Annotated in this window: 16 protein-coding genes; 11 read left to right on the top strand and 5 right to left on the bottom strand. The window is 73.3% G+C overall.

What is annotated here, in order from left to right; all coding sequences use genetic code 11:
- Window positions 1–168 precede the first annotated feature (168 nt).
- Entirely contained in the window at window positions 169–1,260 is a 1,092-nt protein-coding gene (locus ACFWYM_RS11975; RefSeq protein ID WP_384834669.1) for an LLM class flavin-dependent oxidoreductase, read from the top strand.
- The gene (locus ACFWYM_RS11970; RefSeq protein WP_384833983.1) at window positions 1,257–1,910 is read left to right on the top strand and encodes a CE1759 family FMN reductase; all 654 of its coding nucleotides are present in this window, start codon (window positions 1,257–1,259) and stop codon (window positions 1,908–1,910) included. Before ACFWYM_RS11975 ends, ACFWYM_RS11970 begins: the two co-directional genes overlap by 4 nt.
- Here ACFWYM_RS11970 and ACFWYM_RS11965 read toward each other — a convergent pair.
- On the bottom strand, window positions 1,898–2,476 hold the full coding sequence (locus ACFWYM_RS11965) for a hypothetical protein (protein ID WP_384833980.1): 579 nt from the start codon (window positions 2,474–2,476) through the stop codon (window positions 1,898–1,900). The genes ACFWYM_RS11970 and ACFWYM_RS11965 overlap by 13 nt on opposite strands.
- Window positions 2,473–3,015, bottom strand: a complete 543-nt coding sequence (locus ACFWYM_RS11960; protein ID WP_384833977.1) for an RNA polymerase sigma factor — start codon at window positions 3,013–3,015, stop codon at window positions 2,473–2,475. The genes ACFWYM_RS11965 and ACFWYM_RS11960 overlap by 4 nt, the downstream gene beginning before the upstream one ends.
- A gap of 183 nt (window positions 3,016–3,198) precedes the next feature.
- Here ACFWYM_RS11960 and ACFWYM_RS11955 point away from each other — a divergent pair, with 183 nt between their 5' ends.
- Window positions 3,199–4,170 (top strand): alpha/beta fold hydrolase, encoded by a 972-nt coding sequence (locus ACFWYM_RS11955; RefSeq protein ID WP_384833974.1) that lies wholly within the window; start codon window positions 3,199–3,201, stop codon window positions 4,168–4,170.
- 40 nt (window positions 4,171–4,210) lie between these two features.
- On the opposite strand, the gene ACFWYM_RS11950 is transcribed toward ACFWYM_RS11955, so the two are convergent.
- Complete coding sequence (locus ACFWYM_RS11950; RefSeq protein WP_384834666.1) at window positions 4,211–5,068, bottom strand: alpha/beta fold hydrolase; 858 nt, start codon at window positions 5,066–5,068, stop codon at window positions 4,211–4,213.
- A gap of 76 nt (window positions 5,069–5,144) precedes the next feature.
- Between ACFWYM_RS11950 and ACFWYM_RS11945 the strand changes: the two genes are divergently transcribed.
- The 4 genes from ACFWYM_RS11945 (at window position 5,145) to ACFWYM_RS11930 (ending at window position 10,531) form a co-directional block, all read left to right on the top strand.
- Window positions 5,145–5,828, top strand: a complete 684-nt coding sequence (locus ACFWYM_RS11945) for a sigma-70 family RNA polymerase sigma factor (protein ID WP_384833971.1) — start codon at window positions 5,145–5,147, stop codon at window positions 5,826–5,828.
- A 130-nt stretch (window positions 5,829–5,958) separates the two neighbouring features.
- The gene (locus ACFWYM_RS11940) at window positions 5,959–8,757 is read left to right on the top strand and encodes an InlB B-repeat-containing protein (protein WP_384833968.1); all 2,799 of its coding nucleotides are present in this window, start codon (window positions 5,959–5,961) and stop codon (window positions 8,755–8,757) included.
- A gap of 75 nt (window positions 8,758–8,832) precedes the next feature.
- A complete protein-coding gene (locus tag ACFWYM_RS11935) occupies window positions 8,833–9,201 on the top strand; it encodes a DUF952 domain-containing protein (protein ID WP_384833965.1) in 369 nt (122 codons plus the stop codon).
- Window positions 9,202–9,352: 151 nt separating this feature from the next.
- A complete protein-coding gene (locus tag ACFWYM_RS11930) occupies window positions 9,353–10,531 on the top strand; it encodes an acyl-CoA dehydrogenase family protein (protein ID WP_384833961.1) in 1,179 nt (392 codons plus the stop codon).
- Window positions 10,532–10,561: 30 nt separating this feature from the next.
- Here the strand turns inward: ACFWYM_RS11930 and ACFWYM_RS11925 are convergent, their stop codons facing one another.
- Window positions 10,562–11,239: a histidine phosphatase family protein gene (locus tag ACFWYM_RS11925; protein WP_384833958.1), complete on the bottom strand. Its 678-nt coding sequence runs from the start codon at window positions 11,237–11,239 to the stop codon at window positions 10,562–10,564.
- A 448-nt stretch (window positions 11,240–11,687) separates the two neighbouring features.
- Here ACFWYM_RS11925 and ACFWYM_RS11920 point away from each other — a divergent pair, with 448 nt between their 5' ends.
- From ACFWYM_RS11920 to ACFWYM_RS11905, 4 genes are all read left to right on the top strand, one after another.
- Window positions 11,688–12,281 carry a hypothetical protein gene (locus ACFWYM_RS11920; RefSeq protein ID WP_384833955.1) on the top strand — a complete coding sequence of 198 codons (594 nt, stop codon included), beginning with the start codon at window positions 11,688–11,690 and terminating at the stop codon, window positions 12,279–12,281.
- Window positions 12,282–12,372: 91 nt separating this feature from the next.
- Window positions 12,373–12,834 carry a Crp/Fnr family transcriptional regulator gene (locus tag ACFWYM_RS11915; protein WP_384833952.1) on the top strand — a complete coding sequence of 154 codons (462 nt, stop codon included), beginning with the start codon at window positions 12,373–12,375 and terminating at the stop codon, window positions 12,832–12,834.
- Between the two features lie 103 nt (window positions 12,835–12,937).
- The gene (locus ACFWYM_RS11910) at window positions 12,938–13,870 is read left to right on the top strand and encodes an oxygenase MpaB family protein (protein WP_384833949.1); all 933 of its coding nucleotides are present in this window, start codon (window positions 12,938–12,940) and stop codon (window positions 13,868–13,870) included.
- Window positions 13,852–16,122 carry a tetratricopeptide repeat protein gene (locus ACFWYM_RS11905; protein ID WP_384833946.1) on the top strand — a complete coding sequence of 757 codons (2,271 nt, stop codon included), beginning with the start codon at window positions 13,852–13,854 and terminating at the stop codon, window positions 16,120–16,122. The genes ACFWYM_RS11910 and ACFWYM_RS11905 overlap by 19 nt, the downstream gene beginning before the upstream one ends.
- 19 nt (window positions 16,123–16,141) lie before the next feature.
- Here ACFWYM_RS11905 and ACFWYM_RS11900 read toward each other — a convergent pair whose 3' ends face one another.
- Window positions 16,142–17,479 carry a M28 family metallopeptidase gene (locus ACFWYM_RS11900; protein WP_384833943.1) on the bottom strand — a complete coding sequence of 446 codons (1,338 nt, stop codon included), beginning with the start codon at window positions 17,477–17,479 and terminating at the stop codon, window positions 16,142–16,144.
- Between the last annotated feature and the right edge of the window lie 341 nt (window positions 17,480–17,820).

Genomic DNA, 17,820 nt, shown 5'->3' with positions numbered 1-17,820 from the left:
CTCCGGATCTGAGTTCCGGCGCCCTGTGACCACTGTCCGACGAGCCCGTACGGGGTGCCACCCGGCGCCGCGGCCCGCGGGAACGGCGGGCGGGAATAGCGGGCGGAGGGAGATCGTTCGGCAGGATATAGTTGAACAGTCAACTAGAGAATCTGGAGGGTGAGCGCCATGCAGTTCGGGATCTTCACTGTCGGTGACGTCACGCCCGATCCGGCCACCGGACGGGCGCCCGGCGAGCGCGAGCGGATCAAGGCCATGCTCGCCCTCGCGCAGAAGGCGGAAGAGGTCGGCCTGGACGTCTTCGCGACCGGTGAGCACCACAACCCGCCGTTCGTGCCCTCGTCCCCGACGACGATGCTCGGCTACATCGCCGCCCGCACCGAGCGCCTCATCCTCTCCACCTCCACGACCCTCATCACCACCAACGACCCGGTGAAGATCGCTGAGGACTACGCGATGCTCCAGCACCTCGCGGACGGCCGCGTCGACCTGATGACGGGCCGCGGCAACACCGGCCCGGTCTACCCCTGGTTCGGCAAGGACATCCGCGACGGCATCGACCTCGCCATCGAGAACTACGCGCTGCTGCGCCGCCTGTGGGAGGAGGACGTGGTCACCTGGGAGGGGAAGTTCCGTACGCCGCTGCAGTCGTTCACCTCGACCCCCCGCCCCCTGGACGGAGTTGCCCCCTTCGTCTGGCACGGCTCCATCCGCTCCCCGGAGATCGCCGAGCAGGCCGCGTACTACGGCGACGGCTTCTTCCACAACAACATCTTCTGGCCCGCCTCCCACACGAAGCAGATGGTGAACCTGTACCGGCAGCGCTACGCCCACTACGGGCACGGCACGCCCGAGCAGGCGATCGTGGGGCTCGGCGGGCAGGTGTTCATGCGGAGGAACTCGCAGGACGCGATACGCGAGTTCCGGCCCCACTTCGACCACTCGCCGCTCATGGGCGGCGGCCCGTCGATGGAGGAGTACATGGCACAGACACCGCTGACCGTCGGCTCCCCGCAGCAGGTCATCGAGAAGACCCTCTCGTTCCGCGACTACGCGGGCGACTACCAGCGCCAGCTGTTCCTCGTCGACGGCGGCGGCGTGCCGCTGAAGTCCGCGCTCGAACAGATCGACTTCCTCGGCGAGGAGGTCGTCCCGGTCCTGCGCGAGGAGTTCGCGAAGCTGCGCCCGGCGGGCGTGCCCGAGGAGCCGCCGACGCACGCGTCCCGCGTCGAGGCCGCCAAGGAGGTGCGTACGGCATGAGGCTCGTCGTCGTGTCGGCGGGGCTCGGCTCCCCGTCGTCCACCCGCCTCCTCGCCGACCGTCTCACGGCGGCCACGCGGGAGCGCGTCACCGCCGACGCGGAGGTCATCGAACTCCGCGACCTGGCAACGGAGATCGCCCAGCACCTGGTCGCCGGCTTCCCGCCGCCCCGCCTGGCCGCCGCGCTCGACACGGTGGCCGCCGCGGACGGACTGATCGCCGTGACGCCGGTCTTCTCCGCCTCGTACAGCGGGCTGTTCAAGTCGTTCTTCGACCTGATCGACAAGGACGCGCTGACCGGCAAGCCGGTGCTCGTCGGCGCCACGGGCGGCACCGCCCGCCACTCCCTGGTCACCGAGCACGCCCTGCGCCCGCTCTTCACCCATCTGCGCGCCCTGGTCCTGCCGACCGCCGTGTACGCGGCGTCCGAGGACTGGGGCGAGCAGGGCCTCGCGGCCAGGATCGACCGCGCGGGCGCCGAGCTGGCCCGGTTCATGGGGCCGGGGGCCGGGCAGGAGGCCGGGCCCGGGGCCGCCGGGCGGGCGGCGTCGAAGGGGGCCGTCACCTCGGTCGGCGCGCGTGACGGCCTCGACGTGGTCCCCTTCGAGGAGCTCCTGTCGGCGGTGCGGTCCCGGCCTCAAGTGGGTTGAGCAGGGCCGGTGTTGACGTCACCGTCGCCGCCCTGTGCCGCGGTGCGCCGTGCTTCGGTGCGGCGTGTCTCGGTACGGCGTGCTTCGGTACGGCGGCGGGCGCGGGCGATCATGCGGTGGCCGCGGGCCCGGCCCAGTGGCCGCACGGCGCGCCGGACCGGTCCCGGCACGGCGTGCCGCACCCCGCCGAGCACCGCGAACCGGGTACCGGACCCCTCCGGCACGGCGGCCATCCCCCCGACCACATGCGCGCTCTGCATGAGGCACCACCCCGGTCGCAGCTGCACGTCGAACCGGGCCCGGTGCCCGAACGGCCCGTACGCGAGGGCGGTGCTGCGCCCGGACGGGAGCGTGGCCGTCGTGCGGAACGCCCGCATGGCCGGGACGAGCTGCGGGAGTTCGGCGTCGAGGTCGCTCGCGACCGCCCACACCTCGTCGACGGGCAGGTCCACGTACTCCTCCGCGTACATGACGGCATTGAGCCCCGCGGCCATGACGCGCAGCCGGCGCACGGGGTCGAGGTCAGTGCCGGTGCCGGTGTCGTTGTCGGGTGGGTCGGCGGTCATCGGGCCCATGCCTTTCGGAAGGTGTGGCGGGCGCGGTGCAGCCGTGACTTCACCGTGCCCCGGGAGACGTTCAGGACCTCGGCCGCCGTCCGCTCGTCGAGCCCCTCCAGCTCGCGCAGGACGAGGATCGCGCGGTGCTCGCCCGGCAGCCGGCGCAGCACGTCGCGGACGTCGGCGTCCCGTTCGGGCCCGGGCAGGGACGCGATGTCGTCGAACTCGCCGACGGGCGTCTCCCGTTGGCCGCGCCGGGCCACCCGCACCGCCTCGCGGACCGTGACGGTGCGCACCCATCCGTACAGCGCGCGCGGGTCCTTGAGGCGGGGCAGCCCCTGGAAGACGGCGATGAGGGACTCCTGCACGGCGTCGGCGCTGTCGGCGAGGGCGATGGGGCGGCAGAGCCGGCCGACGTAGGGCGTCAGCAGGTCGATCAGGTCGTTGAGGGCCAGGGCGTCACCGGACTGGGCCGCCCGCACCAGGAGCGCGGCCGCCGCCCAGGGGTCGTCCTTCCTGGACGGATCGCCTTCCTCTGGTTCGCGCACGGTTCGGTTCCCTCCCTGGGGTGCTGCGTCGCGACGGCTCTGTCGCGTGAGCCGTCGGAAGGTCAGGAGGCGCGGGCCCGCGCAAAGGTTCCCACCGATTCCTGCGGAACTTTTTCCCGGCCGGGTTCCTCCTGACGGAACGACCGCCGAACAGGCAGCTGCTGAACAGGAGTTGACATCGCCATGGAGCCGATGAAAGCGCTGAGCCCGCAGGAGTACGCGTCGGAGTGCGGCGCTCGACCGCTGCCCGCCCTGGACGGCGTCCGCCACCACGACGTCGAGGTGCGAGGAGGGGGGCGAGGAGGGGCGCGAGGAAGAGCGCGCGATGCGGTGCGCCTGCACGTCGCGGAGGCGGGCGACGGTGCGGGCGAGCCGGTCGTGCTGCTGCACGGGTTCCCCCAGCACTGGTACGGCTGGCGCGAGATGATCCCCCGCCTGTCCGGCACGTACCGGCTCATCTGCCCGGACCAGCGGGGCTTCGGCTGGTCCGACGCCCCGGCGACCGGCTACGACACGGACAGCCGGGTGGCGGACGTGCTCGCGCTGCTCGACGCCCTCGGCCTCGACCGGGTCCGGCTCATCGGCCACGACTGGGGCGCCTGGACCGGCTTCCACCTGTGCCTGCGCGCCCCGGAGCGCGTCACGCACCACCTCGCCCTGAACATGGTGCACCCCTGGCCGCGCCACCGCCGTCTCGCGCCGCAGTCCTGGCGCTTCTGGTACACGGCGCTGCTCGAACAGCCCCTGCTGGGACGGTGGTTGCTGCGCCACCGGCCCGGCTTCACCCGCTGTCTGATGCGGAAGGGAGTGGCCGCACAGGAGGTGTGGTCGCCCGATGTCCTGGAGGAGTTCGTCAGCTCCGGCCGGGAGCCGGACCGCGCACGAGCCGGGGAGGCCCTGCACCGCGCCTTCGCCCTCCACGACATCGCGCGTCTGGCCCTCGGCCGCTACCGGAAGCTGCACCTCACCACCCCGACCCTGATCCTGGGCGGCGACCGCGACTTCCTGCTCCCGCCGAGCGTCCTCGCTCCGCCTGCCGAAGGCCGCGCCGACGACCTGAGGACCGAGATCCTGACCGGGTGCGGGCACTACGCGCACGAGGAGCGGCCCGACGCGGTGGCACGGGCGGCGCGCGAACTGTTTCAGACGGGCTGAGCCGCGCCGCGCGAGCCGGGGCGGGGCGAGCCGGGGCGCCTCAGCCGGGTCGCGCCGCGAGGAACGCGGCCGTGGCCGCCACGAAGCGGTCCGCGTCGTCGTGCCACGGGTAGTGCCCCGCTCCCGGCTGCACCACGAGCGTGGCGTCGGGGAAGAGCGCCGCGAGCCCGGCCGTCGACGCGGGCGGGCTGTTGAGGTCGTACTCCCCGGTGAGCAGCAGCACGGGCGCCGTGAGGGAGGCGAGCGCCGCCCGGGTGGCGTCCGGGTCGAAGGCCCCGTCGGAGCCGTAGCCCCGGACCGCCTCCTGGTTGCGCGGCCGGCTCTCGGCGTGCAGCTTCCGTGCCGTCTCGTCCCAGCGGCCCCAGAAGAAGGGCGCGACGGCCTCCCAGTCGCCACCGGTGCCCGCGGCCACCGCCTCGAACGCGGCGAACGCCTCCGGGAACCACGGCTCGTGGGCCCGCGACAGCGCCACCGCGCGCCGGGCCTCGCCCGTGACCTCGACCCCGGCGGCGCGGGTGCCGGGGCCGATCAGGGCGAGCCTGCGCACGCGCTCCGGGTACCGGGCCGCGTACTGGACCGCGAGGTTCGCGCCGCCGGAGTGGGCGAGCAGGTCGATCCCGGAGAGGCCGAGGTGCGTACGGAGCGCTTCGACGTCGTCGACGAGCCGGTCGCAGCGGTAGGAGGCGGGGTCCTCGGGGAGCGCGGACGCGCCCGTGCCGCGCAGGTCGAGGCGGAGCAGCGCGCGGTGCGCGGCGAGGCCGCCGAGGTCGCCGAGATAGGCGGAGTCCGCGGGGCCGCCGGGGAGGCACACGACGGGCTCGCCGTCCCCGTCCGCGTCCCCGTCCCAGGACAGATGAGCGGCGAGCCGGGTTCCGTCCGGTGCGGTGAAGGTGGGCATGGCGCGGATCCTGTCACCCATAACCAGGTTGTACAACCCGGTTATGGACGAGCGTGCGTACGTGTATAACCGAGTGATGGCGATGACGGAGGAGCAGGCCGAGCGGATGCTCGCGGAGATGAACGAGGTCATCCGCGCGGGCGAGGAGATGCGGCGGCTGCGCGCCGAGATGATCGAGATGTTCGCCGCCCTCGGCTGGAGCCAGGAGAAGATCGCCCGGATCGCCGGGATGAGCCAGCCCGCGGTCTCCAAGCAGATGGCCCGGCACAGGACCGCCCGGCACAGGACCGACGATGCCCGTCGGGCGCCGTCCGCGCCGCGGCTCTCCCTCGACCAGTACGACACCCCCTGGCTCGAGGGGCGTCTGTGGGGCCTCGCCGAAGAGATCTCCGAGATCTGCGAGAGCGACTCCGAGAACTCCCGGGCTCGCCACGGCGCCCACGGCACGGCCCGCTGCGCCCGCGCCGTCGCCGCCCTCGCCCGCGGCAAGAAGGGCTTCACGCCCCGCCACGTCGACGAGCTGCGCCGTCTCGTCGAGGCGGACCTGAGGCTCAACAGAGCGGAGCTGCCGGGGAGTTACCAGGCCGCGTACGACCAGATCGCCCGCGGCCTCGACGTCCCGCCGAAGGGTGCCGCCTACCCAGCCGACGACCCAGCCGGTGGCCCGGCCGCCGACCCGGCCCCCGTCCCCGCGTCGCCCTCCGCGCGCCGCGCCCTCGCCTGCCGGATCCAGCGCGACGTGCTGCGCGCCGACGCCTGACCGGCGGGTCCGCGCACCTCCGATCGGCGGAACCCCCGGCGTGCCCGGGCCGTCGTGCGCGGGGAGCGGTACGGGCCGGGGTCCTCTGGTGGGTGACGATCCGTCACCTATCGGTCAGGAGAGGACTGTTGTGGTCAGAGCAGTGGACAGCGTCGTGGGCGGCGTGAACAGACGGCGCAGACAGGCGAGTTGGGCCTCGGCCGTGCTCTGTGCGGTGGTGCTGGGCCAGGCGGCGCCGGTGGCCGCACAGGGGGCGCCGCCGCCCGCCGGGGGAGCGGCCGCGCGGGCCGCCGCCCTGGGACCCGTACCGGGAGAGCCCTGGGTGCTGCGCGAGGGCAGGGTCGGTGTCACGCCCGAGAACGTCAAGAGCCTCTGCGACCAGCAGGCCGACGGGGTGTTCTCGATCGTGCTGCCGCTCTTCCCCGACGTGACCATCAGCGCCGTGGCCGACCAGGTCGGCTATCTGCCGGGCGACAGCATCGTGATCGAGGGGCACGTCGAGGGCGTGCCGGACGCGAAGCTGTACCTGACCGTGACCAAGGGGTGCAGCGGTGGTCCCGTCCGCCTCTCCGGGCAGGTCCAGCAGGGCTACCTCCGGTACGAGCTGACCGGCACCGACGAGGGGTACAGCGCGGTCCAGGAGATCGACCCCCGGGCCAAGCCGGTCCGGCCGACGGACACCTACACCCCGCCCGTCGTCCACCGCGAACCCGCCGGGTCCCGTGCCCGGAGCGCCGCCCGCCCCGAGACGCGCCGCGCGCCGCGCGTCAAGGCGCAGTCCGTCGTGGACGTGGCCGTCGGCTACACCAAGAACGCGGCGAAGAAGCTCGGCGGCGACCAGGGCCTCAAGGACAAGGTCGCCGTCGCGGAGAAGTCGATGAACGCCGCGCTCAAGGCCGCCGGGGTGCAGGGCAAGGTGAAGTTCGGCTCCCTCTTCAAGGCCGACTACACCGGCAACGAGGACTCCGACGCCGTACTGAAGGCCCTCAACACCAAGGACAGCGCCCTCGGCAAGCAGGCCCGGAAGGTGCGCGAGGGCAAGAAGGCCGACCTGGTGTCCGTCATCTCGGACGTGCCCAAGCCGCCCGCCGGGGAGTACACCGCGGGCATCGCCAACACTCCGCAGGAGCCGCTCCTCAAGGAGAAGCGGGAGCGCCAGGGCAACACTATCTGGGTCACCCCGCCGACCTCCGACGAGCAGATCTACTCGGCCGTCGACGCCGCCGACATGGCCGACGGCACGATGGCGCACGAGCTCGGCCACAACATGGCGCTGTGGCACGACGACAAGACCCTGGACACCTACCGCGGCAAGGGCTGGGCGAAGAACCCCGTCTACCCCTACAACCGCGGCTTCGTCGTGCCCAGCCAGAAGTACCACTCGATCATGGCGTACGGCTCGGCGTGCACCCCCGCCTACAGCTGCAGCGTGAGCATGCACTACTCCGCGCCGAAGCAGAAGGCCGCCTCGGGCGAGACCCTCGGCAACGCCGACCACGACAACGCGCGCGTGCTCCGCCAGACCCTCCCCGTCGTCGCCCGGTACCGCACCCCGCCCAAGCCGCCCACCACGTACGCGCTCTCGCTCAGCGCCGCCCCGGCCGCGGGCGGCACCGTGAAGGCCGCGCAGGACGGCCCGTACGACCCGGGCACCAAGGTCACCGTGACCGCCACGCCGAAGGCGGGCTACGCGTTCAGCGGCTGGACGCTCGACGGCAAGCCGCGCGGCTCGGCCAACCCGACGTCGGTCCTGATGAACGCGAAGCACACGCTGGTCGCCCAGTTCAAGAAGAGCACGACACCGCCGAAGCTCCACCCGGTCACGGTAACCGCCGACCCGGCCCAGGGCGGCACCGTCGCCCTCAAGCCGAGCAAGAGCGGCTACCCGCAGGGCACCAAGGTCACCGCCACGGCCCGCCCCAAGGCCGGATACCGCTTCACCGCCTGGGAGTTGAACGGCCGACGCGCGGGCACCGACGCGGCCCTGGACCTCGAAGTGAACGGCGCCACCCGGCTCACCGCGAAGTTCAGCCGCGCCGACCTGACCGTCACCACGAAGACGGCGCCGGACGCGAAGTCCGGCACGCTCCAGCTCTCCGAGCCCGGCCCGTACCCCAAGGGCAGCTCGGTCCTGGTCGGCGCCCGCCCCGCCAAGGGCCGCAAGCTGACCGGCTGGACCGTCGACGGCGCCGAGACGGCCGCCGCCAACCCGCTCCGCCTCACGATGGACACCTCCCACACCGTGACCGCCACCTTCGGCTGCGCGGCCTCGCCCAAGGGCGCCTTCGCGGCCAAGTGGCGTGCCCGGGGCGGTGAGAGCGGCCCCCTCGGCTGCGCCACCACGGGCGAACGCCGCACCCGCGGCGGCTCCTACGAGCGCTTCGCGGGCGGCAACCTCTACCGCGCGGGCTCGGGCCAGTCGTTCGCCGTCCACGGGCCGATCTTCACCAAGTACGGTCAACTCGCCTATGAGCGCGGCGGCTTGGGCTTCCCCGTCGCCGACGCGAAGGACTCGGCGGCCGGCACACGCCAGGACTTCCGGGGCGGCACCCTCGTCTACGACAAGAAGACCCACAAGGTCACCGTCCAGCGCCACTGCAAGCTCCCCGTGACCGGCTCCTTCGCCCGTGAGTGGCAGCAACTCGGCGGCATCCAGGGCGTCTACGGCTGCCCCACGACCAAGGAACGCCCCGCCTCCAAGGGTGGCGTCTTCCAGCGCTTCGACTACGGCAACCTCTACTGGACCAAGGCCACGGGACCGCACGGCGTACAGGGGCCCTTCCTCTGGACGTACGAGGCGCGTGGCTGGGAGCGCGGCAGGCTCGGCTTCCCCGTGGGCGACGAGCGGCGCACGGCGACCGGCGCCACCCAGCGCTTCCAGGGCGGGACGCTGACGTGGAACAGGAGCACGGGCAAGGTCACCGGCTGACGCCCGGCAGGTGCGGACGGCTGCGGCGGGGCCCTGACGGGGGCCTTGCCGCAGCCGTCGTTGTATAACCGGCGCATGATCTACCACGCGGTCCCCCTCGCGGACTGGAGCGCCGACCCCGACGCCCCGTACGCGCCCTCCTCCCTCACGAAGGAGGGCTTCGTCCACTGCTCGCCCGACGAGGCGACCACCCTCTCCGTCGTCAACGCCTTCTACCGCACCGCCCCGAGACCGCTCGTGGTCCTGTGCCTGGACGAGTCCCGCCTCACGTCCCGGGTGGAGTGGGAGGCGCCGACGCCCGTGCCCCCGCCCGGAGCGCCCCGAGGCGCCCGGTTCCCGCACGTGTTCGGCCCGCTCGACCGTGCGGCGGTCGAGCGGGTCCTGGAGGTCGAGTGGGACGGGGCGGGGCGGGCGGTAGGGCTGCGGCCCGCCGTCGGCGGCTGACGATCAGGCACGGCGGCCGCCACCGAGGGCACGGCCGGGAGCGGGCGCGCGCACTCCGCCCCTGCACCGCCATTCACAATTTCTGGAACGAGTTCTACTGTGTCCGCCGTCAGGTCCCGGATGCGCAGAAACCGCCGAGCCAGGAGCCGCCATGCACCTCGAATACACCCCTGAGCAACAGCAGTTGCGCACCGAGCTGCGTGCGTACTTCGCCGACCTCGTGCCGGACAACGCCTACGCCCGCTACGACGACCCCGCCGCGCAGAAGCAGTTCTACCGGGAGACCGTGCGGCGGCTCGGCTCCGACGGGTGGCTCGGGGTGGGCTGGCCCAAGGAGTACGGGGGGCGCGGGCTCACGCCCATGGAGCAGTTCATCTTCTTCGACGAGGCCGCCCAGGCGGGGGTCCCGCTGCCCCTGATGGCGCTCAACACCGTCGGGCCGACCATCATGCAGTTCGGCACCGACGAGCAGAAGGCGTACTTCCTGCCGAAGATCCTCTCCGGGGAGATCGACTTCGCCATCGGCTACAGCGAGCCCGACGCGGGCACCGACCTCGCCGCCCTCAGGACGAAGGCGGTGCGCGACGGTGACGAGTATGTGGTCGACGGGCAGAAGATCTGGACCACCAACGGCGACACCGCCGACTGGGTCTGGCTCGCCGTCCGCACCGACCCGGAGGCCCCGCCGCACAAGGGCATCACGATGCTCCTCGTGCCGACCTCCGACCCCGGCTACTCCTGCACCCTCATCAACACCCTCGCCTCGCACGACACCACCGCGAGCTACTACGAGAACATCCGCGTCCCCGTCACGCGCCGGGTCGGCGACGAGAACAAGGGCTGGCGGCTCATCACCAACCAGCTCAACCACGAGCGCGTCACGCTCGCCGCCCACGGCACCATGGCGATCCGCGCCCTCCACAACGTGCAGCGCTGGGCCGCCGACACCAAGCTCGCCGACGGCCGCCGCGTCATCGACCTGGGCTGGGTGCGCCAGCGCCTGGCGAAGACGCACACGAAGCTCGACGCCATGAAGCTGCTCAACTGGCAGATGGTGAACGCCGTCCAGGAGGGCACGCTCACCCCGCAGGACGCCTCGGCCGTGAAGGTCTACGGCTCCGAGGCCCGCCGCGACGCCTACGCCTGGCTGATGGAGGTCGTGGGCGCGGCCGGCGTCCTCAAGGAGGGCTCCGCGGGCGCGGTCCTCCACGGCGAACTGGAGCGCGGCTACCGCTCCGCGGTCATCTTCACCTTCGGCGGCGGCAACAACGAGATCCAGCGCGAGATCATCTCGTGGATCGGCCTGGGGATGCCGCGCGTACGGCGGTGACCTCCCTGCCCGCGCCGTGGGCCGTCGTCGTCACCACTGCTGCCACGACGCGGACTCCGTCGACCACACCTCGTCGCGCACGCGCGTGTCGTGTTCGAGGTGGCCCGTGTCGTTCCAGCGGCGGATGACGCGGTGGCCGTGGCTCCAGCTGAGACCGGACAACGACCCCGGGGCGAGGTCGAGCCGGGCCGCGAAGGCGACGTCCTGCCCCAGCCAGCGTGCGGCGAGCGCGCGCAGCATGTGGGCGTGGGCGAAGAGAATGACGTTGCGGTTCAACTCGACGGCCCAGTCGACCACTTCGTCGGCGCGGGCGGCGATGTCCGCGAGGGTCTCACCCTCGGGCACGCCGTCCCGCCACAGGTCCCAGCCGGGGCGGTCCTCCTGGATCTGGGGCGTGGTGAGGCCCTCGTAGGCGCCGTAGTCGTACTCCATGAGCGCGTCCCACGGCGTGGCCCGGTCGATGAACCCGGCGAGTTCGCAGGTCTGTCGGGCGCGCAGCAGCGGGCTGGTGCGGACGACCGCGTCGGACAGGCCGTCCCAGGGGCTGCGGTGGAGGCGCTCGCCGAGCCGTCGCGCGCTGCGCCGTCCCGCCCCGATCAGCGGCAGGTCGGTGCGGCCGGTGTGCCGTCCGCTCCGGGACCAGGTGGTCTCGCCGTGCCGGGCGAGCAGGATGCGCGGCGTGGACGGGGGCGTGGGCGCCGTCGGCATGGGGTGCTCCTCTCTTGGTGGTTGGTGGTTGGTGGTCCGGGATCTCCCAGTAGCCGCCAAGAGCGGCTCACCGTCAGGCGGAGCTGGGCCGATCGGGTGCGGACGGTGCCGGTACGGACGAGACCGCGCCGGGCCCCCGGCTGTGCGGGCCCCGGCTGTGCGGGGCGACGGCCGCCGGGGAGCGGCTCGCGGGCCGGCTGTCCTGGCGGGACGTCCGCAACGCCCTCGCGCGACAGCTCCGTTGACGGCGACGGGCCGGACGGCCGCTGTCCAGGGGCCGGACGGCCCGCTCCGGTGCCCGGCCGGCCCTTGGTGGCCGCCGGGTGCGGCCGGACGCTGAGAGGGAGGAGCCGGACCCGCAGCGGCGAAGGGACGGCAGCCATGGCGGACAGGTGCGAGACGATCCGCGCGGCATCAGCCCCACCCCGTACGGAGGGGGTCTGACGGCATGCCGGGCACGCGGCGCGGCTGGCGGTGGCGAGCGAACCCCCTGCGGCGCCGGTCCGACGTCGTCGAGGCATGGCTGGTCCTGGGCATGGGGGCCACCGTGCTCCTCGGGGCGCCCGCGGTGGGCGTCGTCGTGGGCGGGGCCGCGCTCGCCGACGCCCGCGTCGAGGCCCAGCGGCAGCGCGCGGAACGCCTGCCCGCCCGCGCCGAACTCACCCGCGACGCACCGTCACAGACCGCCTGGACCGCCACGGGCGGCAGCCCGCCCTCGACCTACCCGGTGTCCGTGCGCTGGACCACGGAGGCGGGCGAGCGCCGCACCGGCACGGCGCGCGTGACCGTCGGCCTGCGCACGGGGGACCGCGTCGACATCTGGCTCGACCGCCGGGGCGACCTGGTGGGCGCCCCCTGGGACGACTCCGACCTGTGGTTGCGCGCCCTGTCCACCGGCGCGGGGGCGGCGGCCGTGGGGGCGGGCGCGGCGCTGGTGACCGGCTGGGCCGTGCGGCTCGGCCTCGACCACCGGCGCCTGGCCGCCTGGGAGCGGGAGTGGGCGACGACGGCCCCCGACGGCCCCCGCCCGCCGGCCCCGTGACGACCCCCGTGACGGGACCACTCGGACCTTGCCGGTGCGGGGGCGCCTCCCGAAGGCTGGGAGGTGACCCGTTCGATGAGGAGACCCGGCGATGAACGACTCCACGCTCCGCATGGCCATGGCCCTTCCCGCGGCGGACCGCGGACGGCTGCTGAGCATCGCCCGCGAAGTGACCTTCCCGCAGGGCACGCGGCTCTTCGAGGAGGGCGGGAGCGCGGACCGGTTCTGGATCATCCGCTCCGGGACGGTCGCCCTCGACCTGCACGTTCCCGGCCGCCGCGCCGCCGTCATCGAGACCCTCGGCTTCGGTGACCTGGTCGGCTGGTCCTGGCTGTTCCCGCCCCACGCCTGGCAGTTGGGGGCGGAGGCGGCGAGCCCGCTGCGCGCCCATGAGTTCGACGCCGCCGCGGTCCGGGCGATGTGCGCGGCCGACTCCGCGTTCGGCCGGTCCGTCGGACAGTGGGTGGGCCGGGTGCTCGCCCACCGTCTGCAGGCGGCCCGCGTCCGGCTGCTCGACCTGTACGCGCCGTACGGGAGTGGGATGCCGCGCTGAGCGCCGGGGGCCGCAGCCCGTAGCCGGCGGGCCCCCTCAGCCGCACGGACCATACTGAAAGGACACCAACAGCCGTCGTACATCGCACTCCAGGAGGCCGGCCATGCGCCCCGACCCCGGTGACCCCGGCCTCTTCGGGCCCTCGTCCGTCACCTGGAACCTGCACGGCGACCCGATGATGTGGGTCGCCGGGATCCGCGCGCTCTACCTCCAGGCGCTGCACCCGCGCGCGGTCCGCGGCGTCATGCAGAACTCCGACTTCAGGAAGGACGCGTGGGGGCGGCTGCTGCGGACCGCGCGGTTCGTCGGCGTCACGACGTACGGCGCCACGGACGCGGCCGAGGCGGCCGGGGCCCGGGTCCGGAAGATCCACAGCAAGCTCGGGGCGACCGACCCGGACACAGGGGAGCGGTACGGCGTCGACGAGCCGGAGCTGCTCCTCTGGGTGCACTGCGCGGAGATCGACAGCTACCTGCACATCGCGCGGCGCTCGGGGATCGGCATGCCGGACGCGCTCGCCGACCAGTACGTGCGCGAACACCGGGAGAGCGCCCGCCTCGTCGGGCTCGACCCCGCCGCCGTACCGGCGTCGACCGCCGAACTCGCCGCGTACTTCGAGAAGGTGCGGCCCGGGCTCGCCGCGGGGCCCGAGGCCCGGGACGTCGACGACTTCCTGCGCCGGCCGCCCGTGCACCCGGCCCTCGTCCCGGCCCGCGCCCTGCTGTGGCGGCGCGTCGCCGGGCTCGCCTATGCGTCGCTGCCGCCCTACGCGCACGCGTTGTACGGGCGGCCCGCTCCGGCGCCCGCCGTCGTGACGCGCCGCCTGCGCACCACGGGCACCCTCCTGCGCACCATTCCCGCTCGTCTACGCTGGCAACTTCCCCCGAAGCACATCCTGCGGGCCATGGAGCGCGTCGGCCCGGGCAGCCGCCCGGCCCCGTACAAACTCGGCACCCGGGAAGCCATACTGGACGAGCCGGGGAGGGCGCAGCGAGGCAACGGGGGCGACGGCACGACATGGCGGACACCAGGCTGATCCAGGGCCGCTACCGGCTCCTCGATCTGATCGGGCGCGGGGGCATGGGCGAGGTGTGGCGGGCGCGGGACGAGTCGCTCGGCCGCAGAGTCGCCGTGAAGTGCCTCAAGCCCCTGGGACCCCAGCACGACCAGTCGTTCACCCGCGTCCTGCGCGAGCGCTTCCGCAGAGAGGCACGCGTCGCGGCCGCGCTCCAGCACCGGGGCGTGACCGTCGTCCATGACTTCGGCGAGCACGACGGGCTGCTCTACCTGGTCATGGAGCTCCTGGACGGGCGCAACCTCAGCCAGCTCCTCGAGGACAACAAGCAGCACCCGCTGCCCGTCGGCGACGTCGTGGAGATCGCCGACCAGGTCGCGGGCGCCCTCGCGTACACCCACGAACAGGGCATCGTGCACCGCGACTTGAAGCCCGCGAACATCATGCGGCTCACCGACGGCACGGTGAAGATCTGCGACTTCGGCATCGCCCGGCTCGGCGCCGACATCGGGTTCACCTCGCGGCTGACCGGCACCGGCATCGCGATGGGCACCCCGCACTACATGTCGCCCGAGCAGATCAGCGGCGGCCACGTCGACCAGCGCAGCGACCTGTACTCGTTCGGCTGCGTGCTCTACGAGATCGCCACGGGCGCGCCTCCCTTCGACATGGAGGACGCCTGGGCGGTCCTCGTCGGCCACCGCGACACGGCACCCGAACCGCTCCGCACCCACCGCGAGGAACTGCCCGTCTCCTTCGAGGAGATCGTCCTCGACCTGCTCGCCAAGGAGCCCGACGACCGCCCGCACGACGCCCGCGAGCTGAGCCGCCGCATCCACGCGGCCCGCGGCCCGCACGCCCCGCACGCCCCGCACGGCGGATACGTCCCGACGGTCCGGACGCCCTCCGTCGCACCCCGCCCCGGCCGGCCCGCCTCCGCCGACCACCTCCCGTCCCACGAGCCGCGGCTGCCGTCGTGGACGCGCGGCATGACCACCGGCCACAAGGCGGGCGGCGCGGGCTCCCTGCGCATGACACCGCCCGACGCGGCGGCCGGGCTCACCGGCGAGTGGATCCCGCGCGCGGGCGCCCGCGGCCCCGCCGTGCCCCGCGAGCCCGAACGCCCCACGCCGCCCCCGGAGTTGCTCGACAGACTCGCCGACCGGCACAGCGCGGGGCTCAGCCTCGGGCGGCTCGGGCGGTGGGCGGAGGCCGGGGAGGTGCACCGCTCGGTGGCCGCCGAGCGCGAGCACGCCCTGGGGCCCGAGCACCCCGACACCCTCGCCAGCCGCTACGAGGTCGGCTTCACCCTCAGCCGCACCGGGCGCCCCGCCGACGCCCTGCGCGAGTACGGCCGCGTCGCCGAGGGCCGGGAGCGCGCGCTCGGCCCCGACCACCCCGACACCCTCGCCGCCCGCCAGGAAATGGCATACGTCCTCGGCCAGTTGGGGCGGCACTTCGAAGCCCACCAGGTCTATACGGCGGTGCTCGCCGCCCGGGAGCGCACCGTCGGCGCCGACCACCCCGACACGCTGCGCTGCCGCCACAACCTCGCCTACAACCTCAGCCGCCTGGGCCGACTGGAGGACTCGTACCGCCTCGCGAGCCAGGTGGCGCTCGCCCGCGCCCGCGTCCTCGGTCCCACCCACCCCGACACGCTCGTCACACGGTACGAAGTGGCCTACGCGCTCGGCCAGTTGGGACGCTGGCCGGAAGCCCTGCAGACCTACCGGGAAGTCGCCGACGCCCGCTCCCGCGCCCTCGGCGCCGACCACCCCGACACCCTCGCCGCCCGCTACGAGGTGGGCATCAGCCTCGGCCGTCTCGGCCGCAGTGGCGAGGCCCTCGAGCTCTACCGCGACCTCATCGACGACCGCACCCGCGTGAACGGCCCCGCCCACCCCGAGACGCTGCGCGCCCGGCACGGACTCGGCGTCAACCTCGGCCGCCAGAGCCGCTGGGAAGAGGCCCTGGCCGAGGCCCGCGACGTGTGCGCGATCCGCGAGCGGGTGCTCGGCGCCGACCACCCGGACACCCTGGTCAGCCGCCGCGAGGTGGCCGTCGGGCTCGGCTGGCTGGGCCGCTGGGCCGACGCGCTCACCGAGTACCGGCGGGTCGCGGCGGCCCGCGAACAGGTCCTCGGCGCCGACCACCCCGACGCCCTGGCCAGCCGCAACGACGAGGCGCACTGTCTGGAGCAGCTGGGCCGGGGCACCGAGGCGGTGGAGCTGTACCGGAGGGTGGCGGCGCTCAGACAACAGCGCGCCACCTGACCCGTCGGTCGGACAGGGCTCAGAACGTCAGCTTCCAGCTGTTGATGTAGCCGGTGTCCTGGGCGGCGACGTCCTGGACCCGCAGCTTCCACGCGCCGTTCGCCGCCTTCGCGGACGCGTTGACGGTGTACGACGCGATGACGTCGTCCGCCGAGTCGTTGCTGCTGGAGTTCTTCAGCCGGAACGCCGTGCCGTCCGGGGCGAGCAGGTCGACCACCAGGTCACCGCGCCAGGTGTGCCGGATGTCGACGTCCACCTTGAGGTTCGACGGGGCGTTGCCGGTGCGGCCGGTGACGTTGACCGTGGACGTGACGGCGGCACCGTTGTCCGGGACGGCCACGTCGTCGGTGTTCTCGAAGACGCCGCCGGGCGGGGTCGTGGACCCGGCGGCCAGGTTCCAGATGGCGTACGCGATGGCGTCGCTGTTGCGGTCCAGGGCGGTGTCGTTGATGTTCGCCGTGGTGTCGCAGGACGAGTGGTAGCAGCGGTCGAAGGGCTGGCCCGCCGTGCCGCCCCACTTCTGGGCCTGGGCGCTGGTCTTGGTGTAGTCGGCGCCGCTGAACAGCCCGCCGACGGCGATGCCGACGTTCTTGAAGGGGGCGTGGTCGGACCGGCCGTCGCCCTCGGTCTCGATCTCGGTGGGGATGTTGAGGCCGGCGTAGTAGTCCTTGAAGACCTTCTCCAGGGCGGTGTTGTCGTCGTAGACGAAGTAGCCGGGGTTGGGCGAGCCGATCATGTCGAAGTTCAGATACCCGCTGATCTTCGAACGCTCGCTGGAGGGAAGGTTGTTGACGTAGTACTTCGACCCGACCAGACCGAGCTCCTCCGCGCCCCACCAGGCGAACCGCAGATGCTTCGCGGGCTTGAACTGCTCGCGCGAGACGGCGAGGGCGGTCTCCAGGACGGCGGCCGAACCCGAGCCGTTGTCGTTGATGCCGGGCCCTGAGGTGACGCTGTCGAGATGGGAGCCGGCCATCACGGTCTGGCCGGTGTCGCCACCGGGCCAGTCGGCGATGAGGTTGTAGCCGGTGGCGCCGCTGGAGGTGAACTGCTGGACGGTGGTGGTGAACCCGGCCGCGTCCAGCTTGCCCTTCACATAGTCCAGCGACGCCTTGTACCCGGCGCGGCCGTGGGCGCGGTTGCCGCCGTTGGAGCTCGCGATGGACTGGAGCTGGGACAGGTGCGCCTTCACGTTGGCCACGGGGATGTCGGGCGCGGCGAGGGCGGGAGCGGGGGCGAGGACGGGGGTGGGCGCCACGGGGTGCGGCGCCGCGAGGGCCGCGGGCGCGGCCGGGACGAGCAGCCCGCCGATGGTCAGGGCGGCGGCGACGGCGGCGGTGCGTCTTACGCGTCTCATGAGAGGGCTCCGGATTCCGAACAGGGACAGGGACGGAATGTGCGAGACGCCCCGTGCCGTGGGGACAGGGGGCGCTGGAGCTGTGGGGGAGGGAGAGGTACGTGAAGCGTGAACGGTGACGCGAGCCTGATGGTCGGGGAGGGGTGAGGCACCGTCAAGGTCGGAAACCGGTCAGAATGCGGGCGCCAGTGTCCGCATATCGGGCGGGTGGCTGGTGGGTGCTGCGGGTGAGCTGGCAGCCGGTGGTGGGGGCGGGGTGGGGACGCGGCGGTATGTCCGTCCTCGAAAAGCCGGGGGCGCCGGACGAGTTCACGAGTACTGGGGTGGGTGGGGTGCTGTAC

Origin of the sequence: Streptomyces sp. NPDC059009, from assembly GCF_042740175.1 — a bacterium.
GTDB lineage: Bacteria > Actinomycetota > Actinomycetes > Streptomycetales > Streptomycetaceae > Streptomyces.
This window is presented reverse-complemented; position numbering and strand designations above follow the sequence as displayed.

Bases quoted from the DNA above. Each gene is read 5' to 3' on its own strand.
- ACFWYM_RS11945 (WP_384833971.1), top strand. From the start codon at position 5,145: ATGGCGATGACGGAGGAGCAGGCCGAGCGGATGCTCGCGGAGATGAAC.
- ACFWYM_RS11930 (WP_384833961.1), top strand. From the start codon at position 9,353: ATGCACCTCGAATACACCCCTGAGCAACAGCAGTTGCGCACCGAGCTG.
- ACFWYM_RS11920 (WP_384833955.1), top strand. From the start codon at position 11,688: ATGCCGGGCACGCGGCGCGGCTGGCGGTGGCGAGCGAACCCCCTGCGG.
- ACFWYM_RS11935 (WP_384833965.1), top strand. From the start codon at position 8,833: ATGATCTACCACGCGGTCCCCCTCGCGGACTGGAGCGCCGACCCCGAC.
- ACFWYM_RS11925 (WP_384833958.1), bottom strand. From the start codon at position 11,239: ATGCCGACGGCGCCCACGCCCCCGTCCACGCCGCGCATCCTGCTCGCC.
- ACFWYM_RS11910 (WP_384833949.1), top strand. From the start codon at position 12,938: ATGCGCCCCGACCCCGGTGACCCCGGCCTCTTCGGGCCCTCGTCCGTC.
- ACFWYM_RS11900 (WP_384833943.1), bottom strand. From the start codon at position 17,479: ATGAGACGCGTAAGACGCACCGCCGCCGTCGCCGCCGCCCTGACCATC.
- ACFWYM_RS11965 (WP_384833980.1), bottom strand. From the start codon at position 2,476: ATGACCGCCGACCCACCCGACAACGACACCGGCACCGGCACTGACCTC.
- ACFWYM_RS11975 (WP_384834669.1), top strand. From the start codon at position 169: ATGCAGTTCGGGATCTTCACTGTCGGTGACGTCACGCCCGATCCGGCC.
- ACFWYM_RS11915 (WP_384833952.1), top strand. From the start codon at position 12,373: ATGAACGACTCCACGCTCCGCATGGCCATGGCCCTTCCCGCGGCGGAC.
- ACFWYM_RS11950 (WP_384834666.1), bottom strand. From the start codon at position 5,068: ATGCCCACCTTCACCGCACCGGACGGAACCCGGCTCGCCGCTCATCTG.
- ACFWYM_RS11955 (WP_384833974.1), top strand. From the start codon at position 3,199: ATGGAGCCGATGAAAGCGCTGAGCCCGCAGGAGTACGCGTCGGAGTGC.
- ACFWYM_RS11905 (WP_384833946.1), top strand. From the start codon at position 13,852: ATGGCGGACACCAGGCTGATCCAGGGCCGCTACCGGCTCCTCGATCTG.
- ACFWYM_RS11970 (WP_384833983.1), top strand. From the start codon at position 1,257: ATGAGGCTCGTCGTCGTGTCGGCGGGGCTCGGCTCCCCGTCGTCCACC.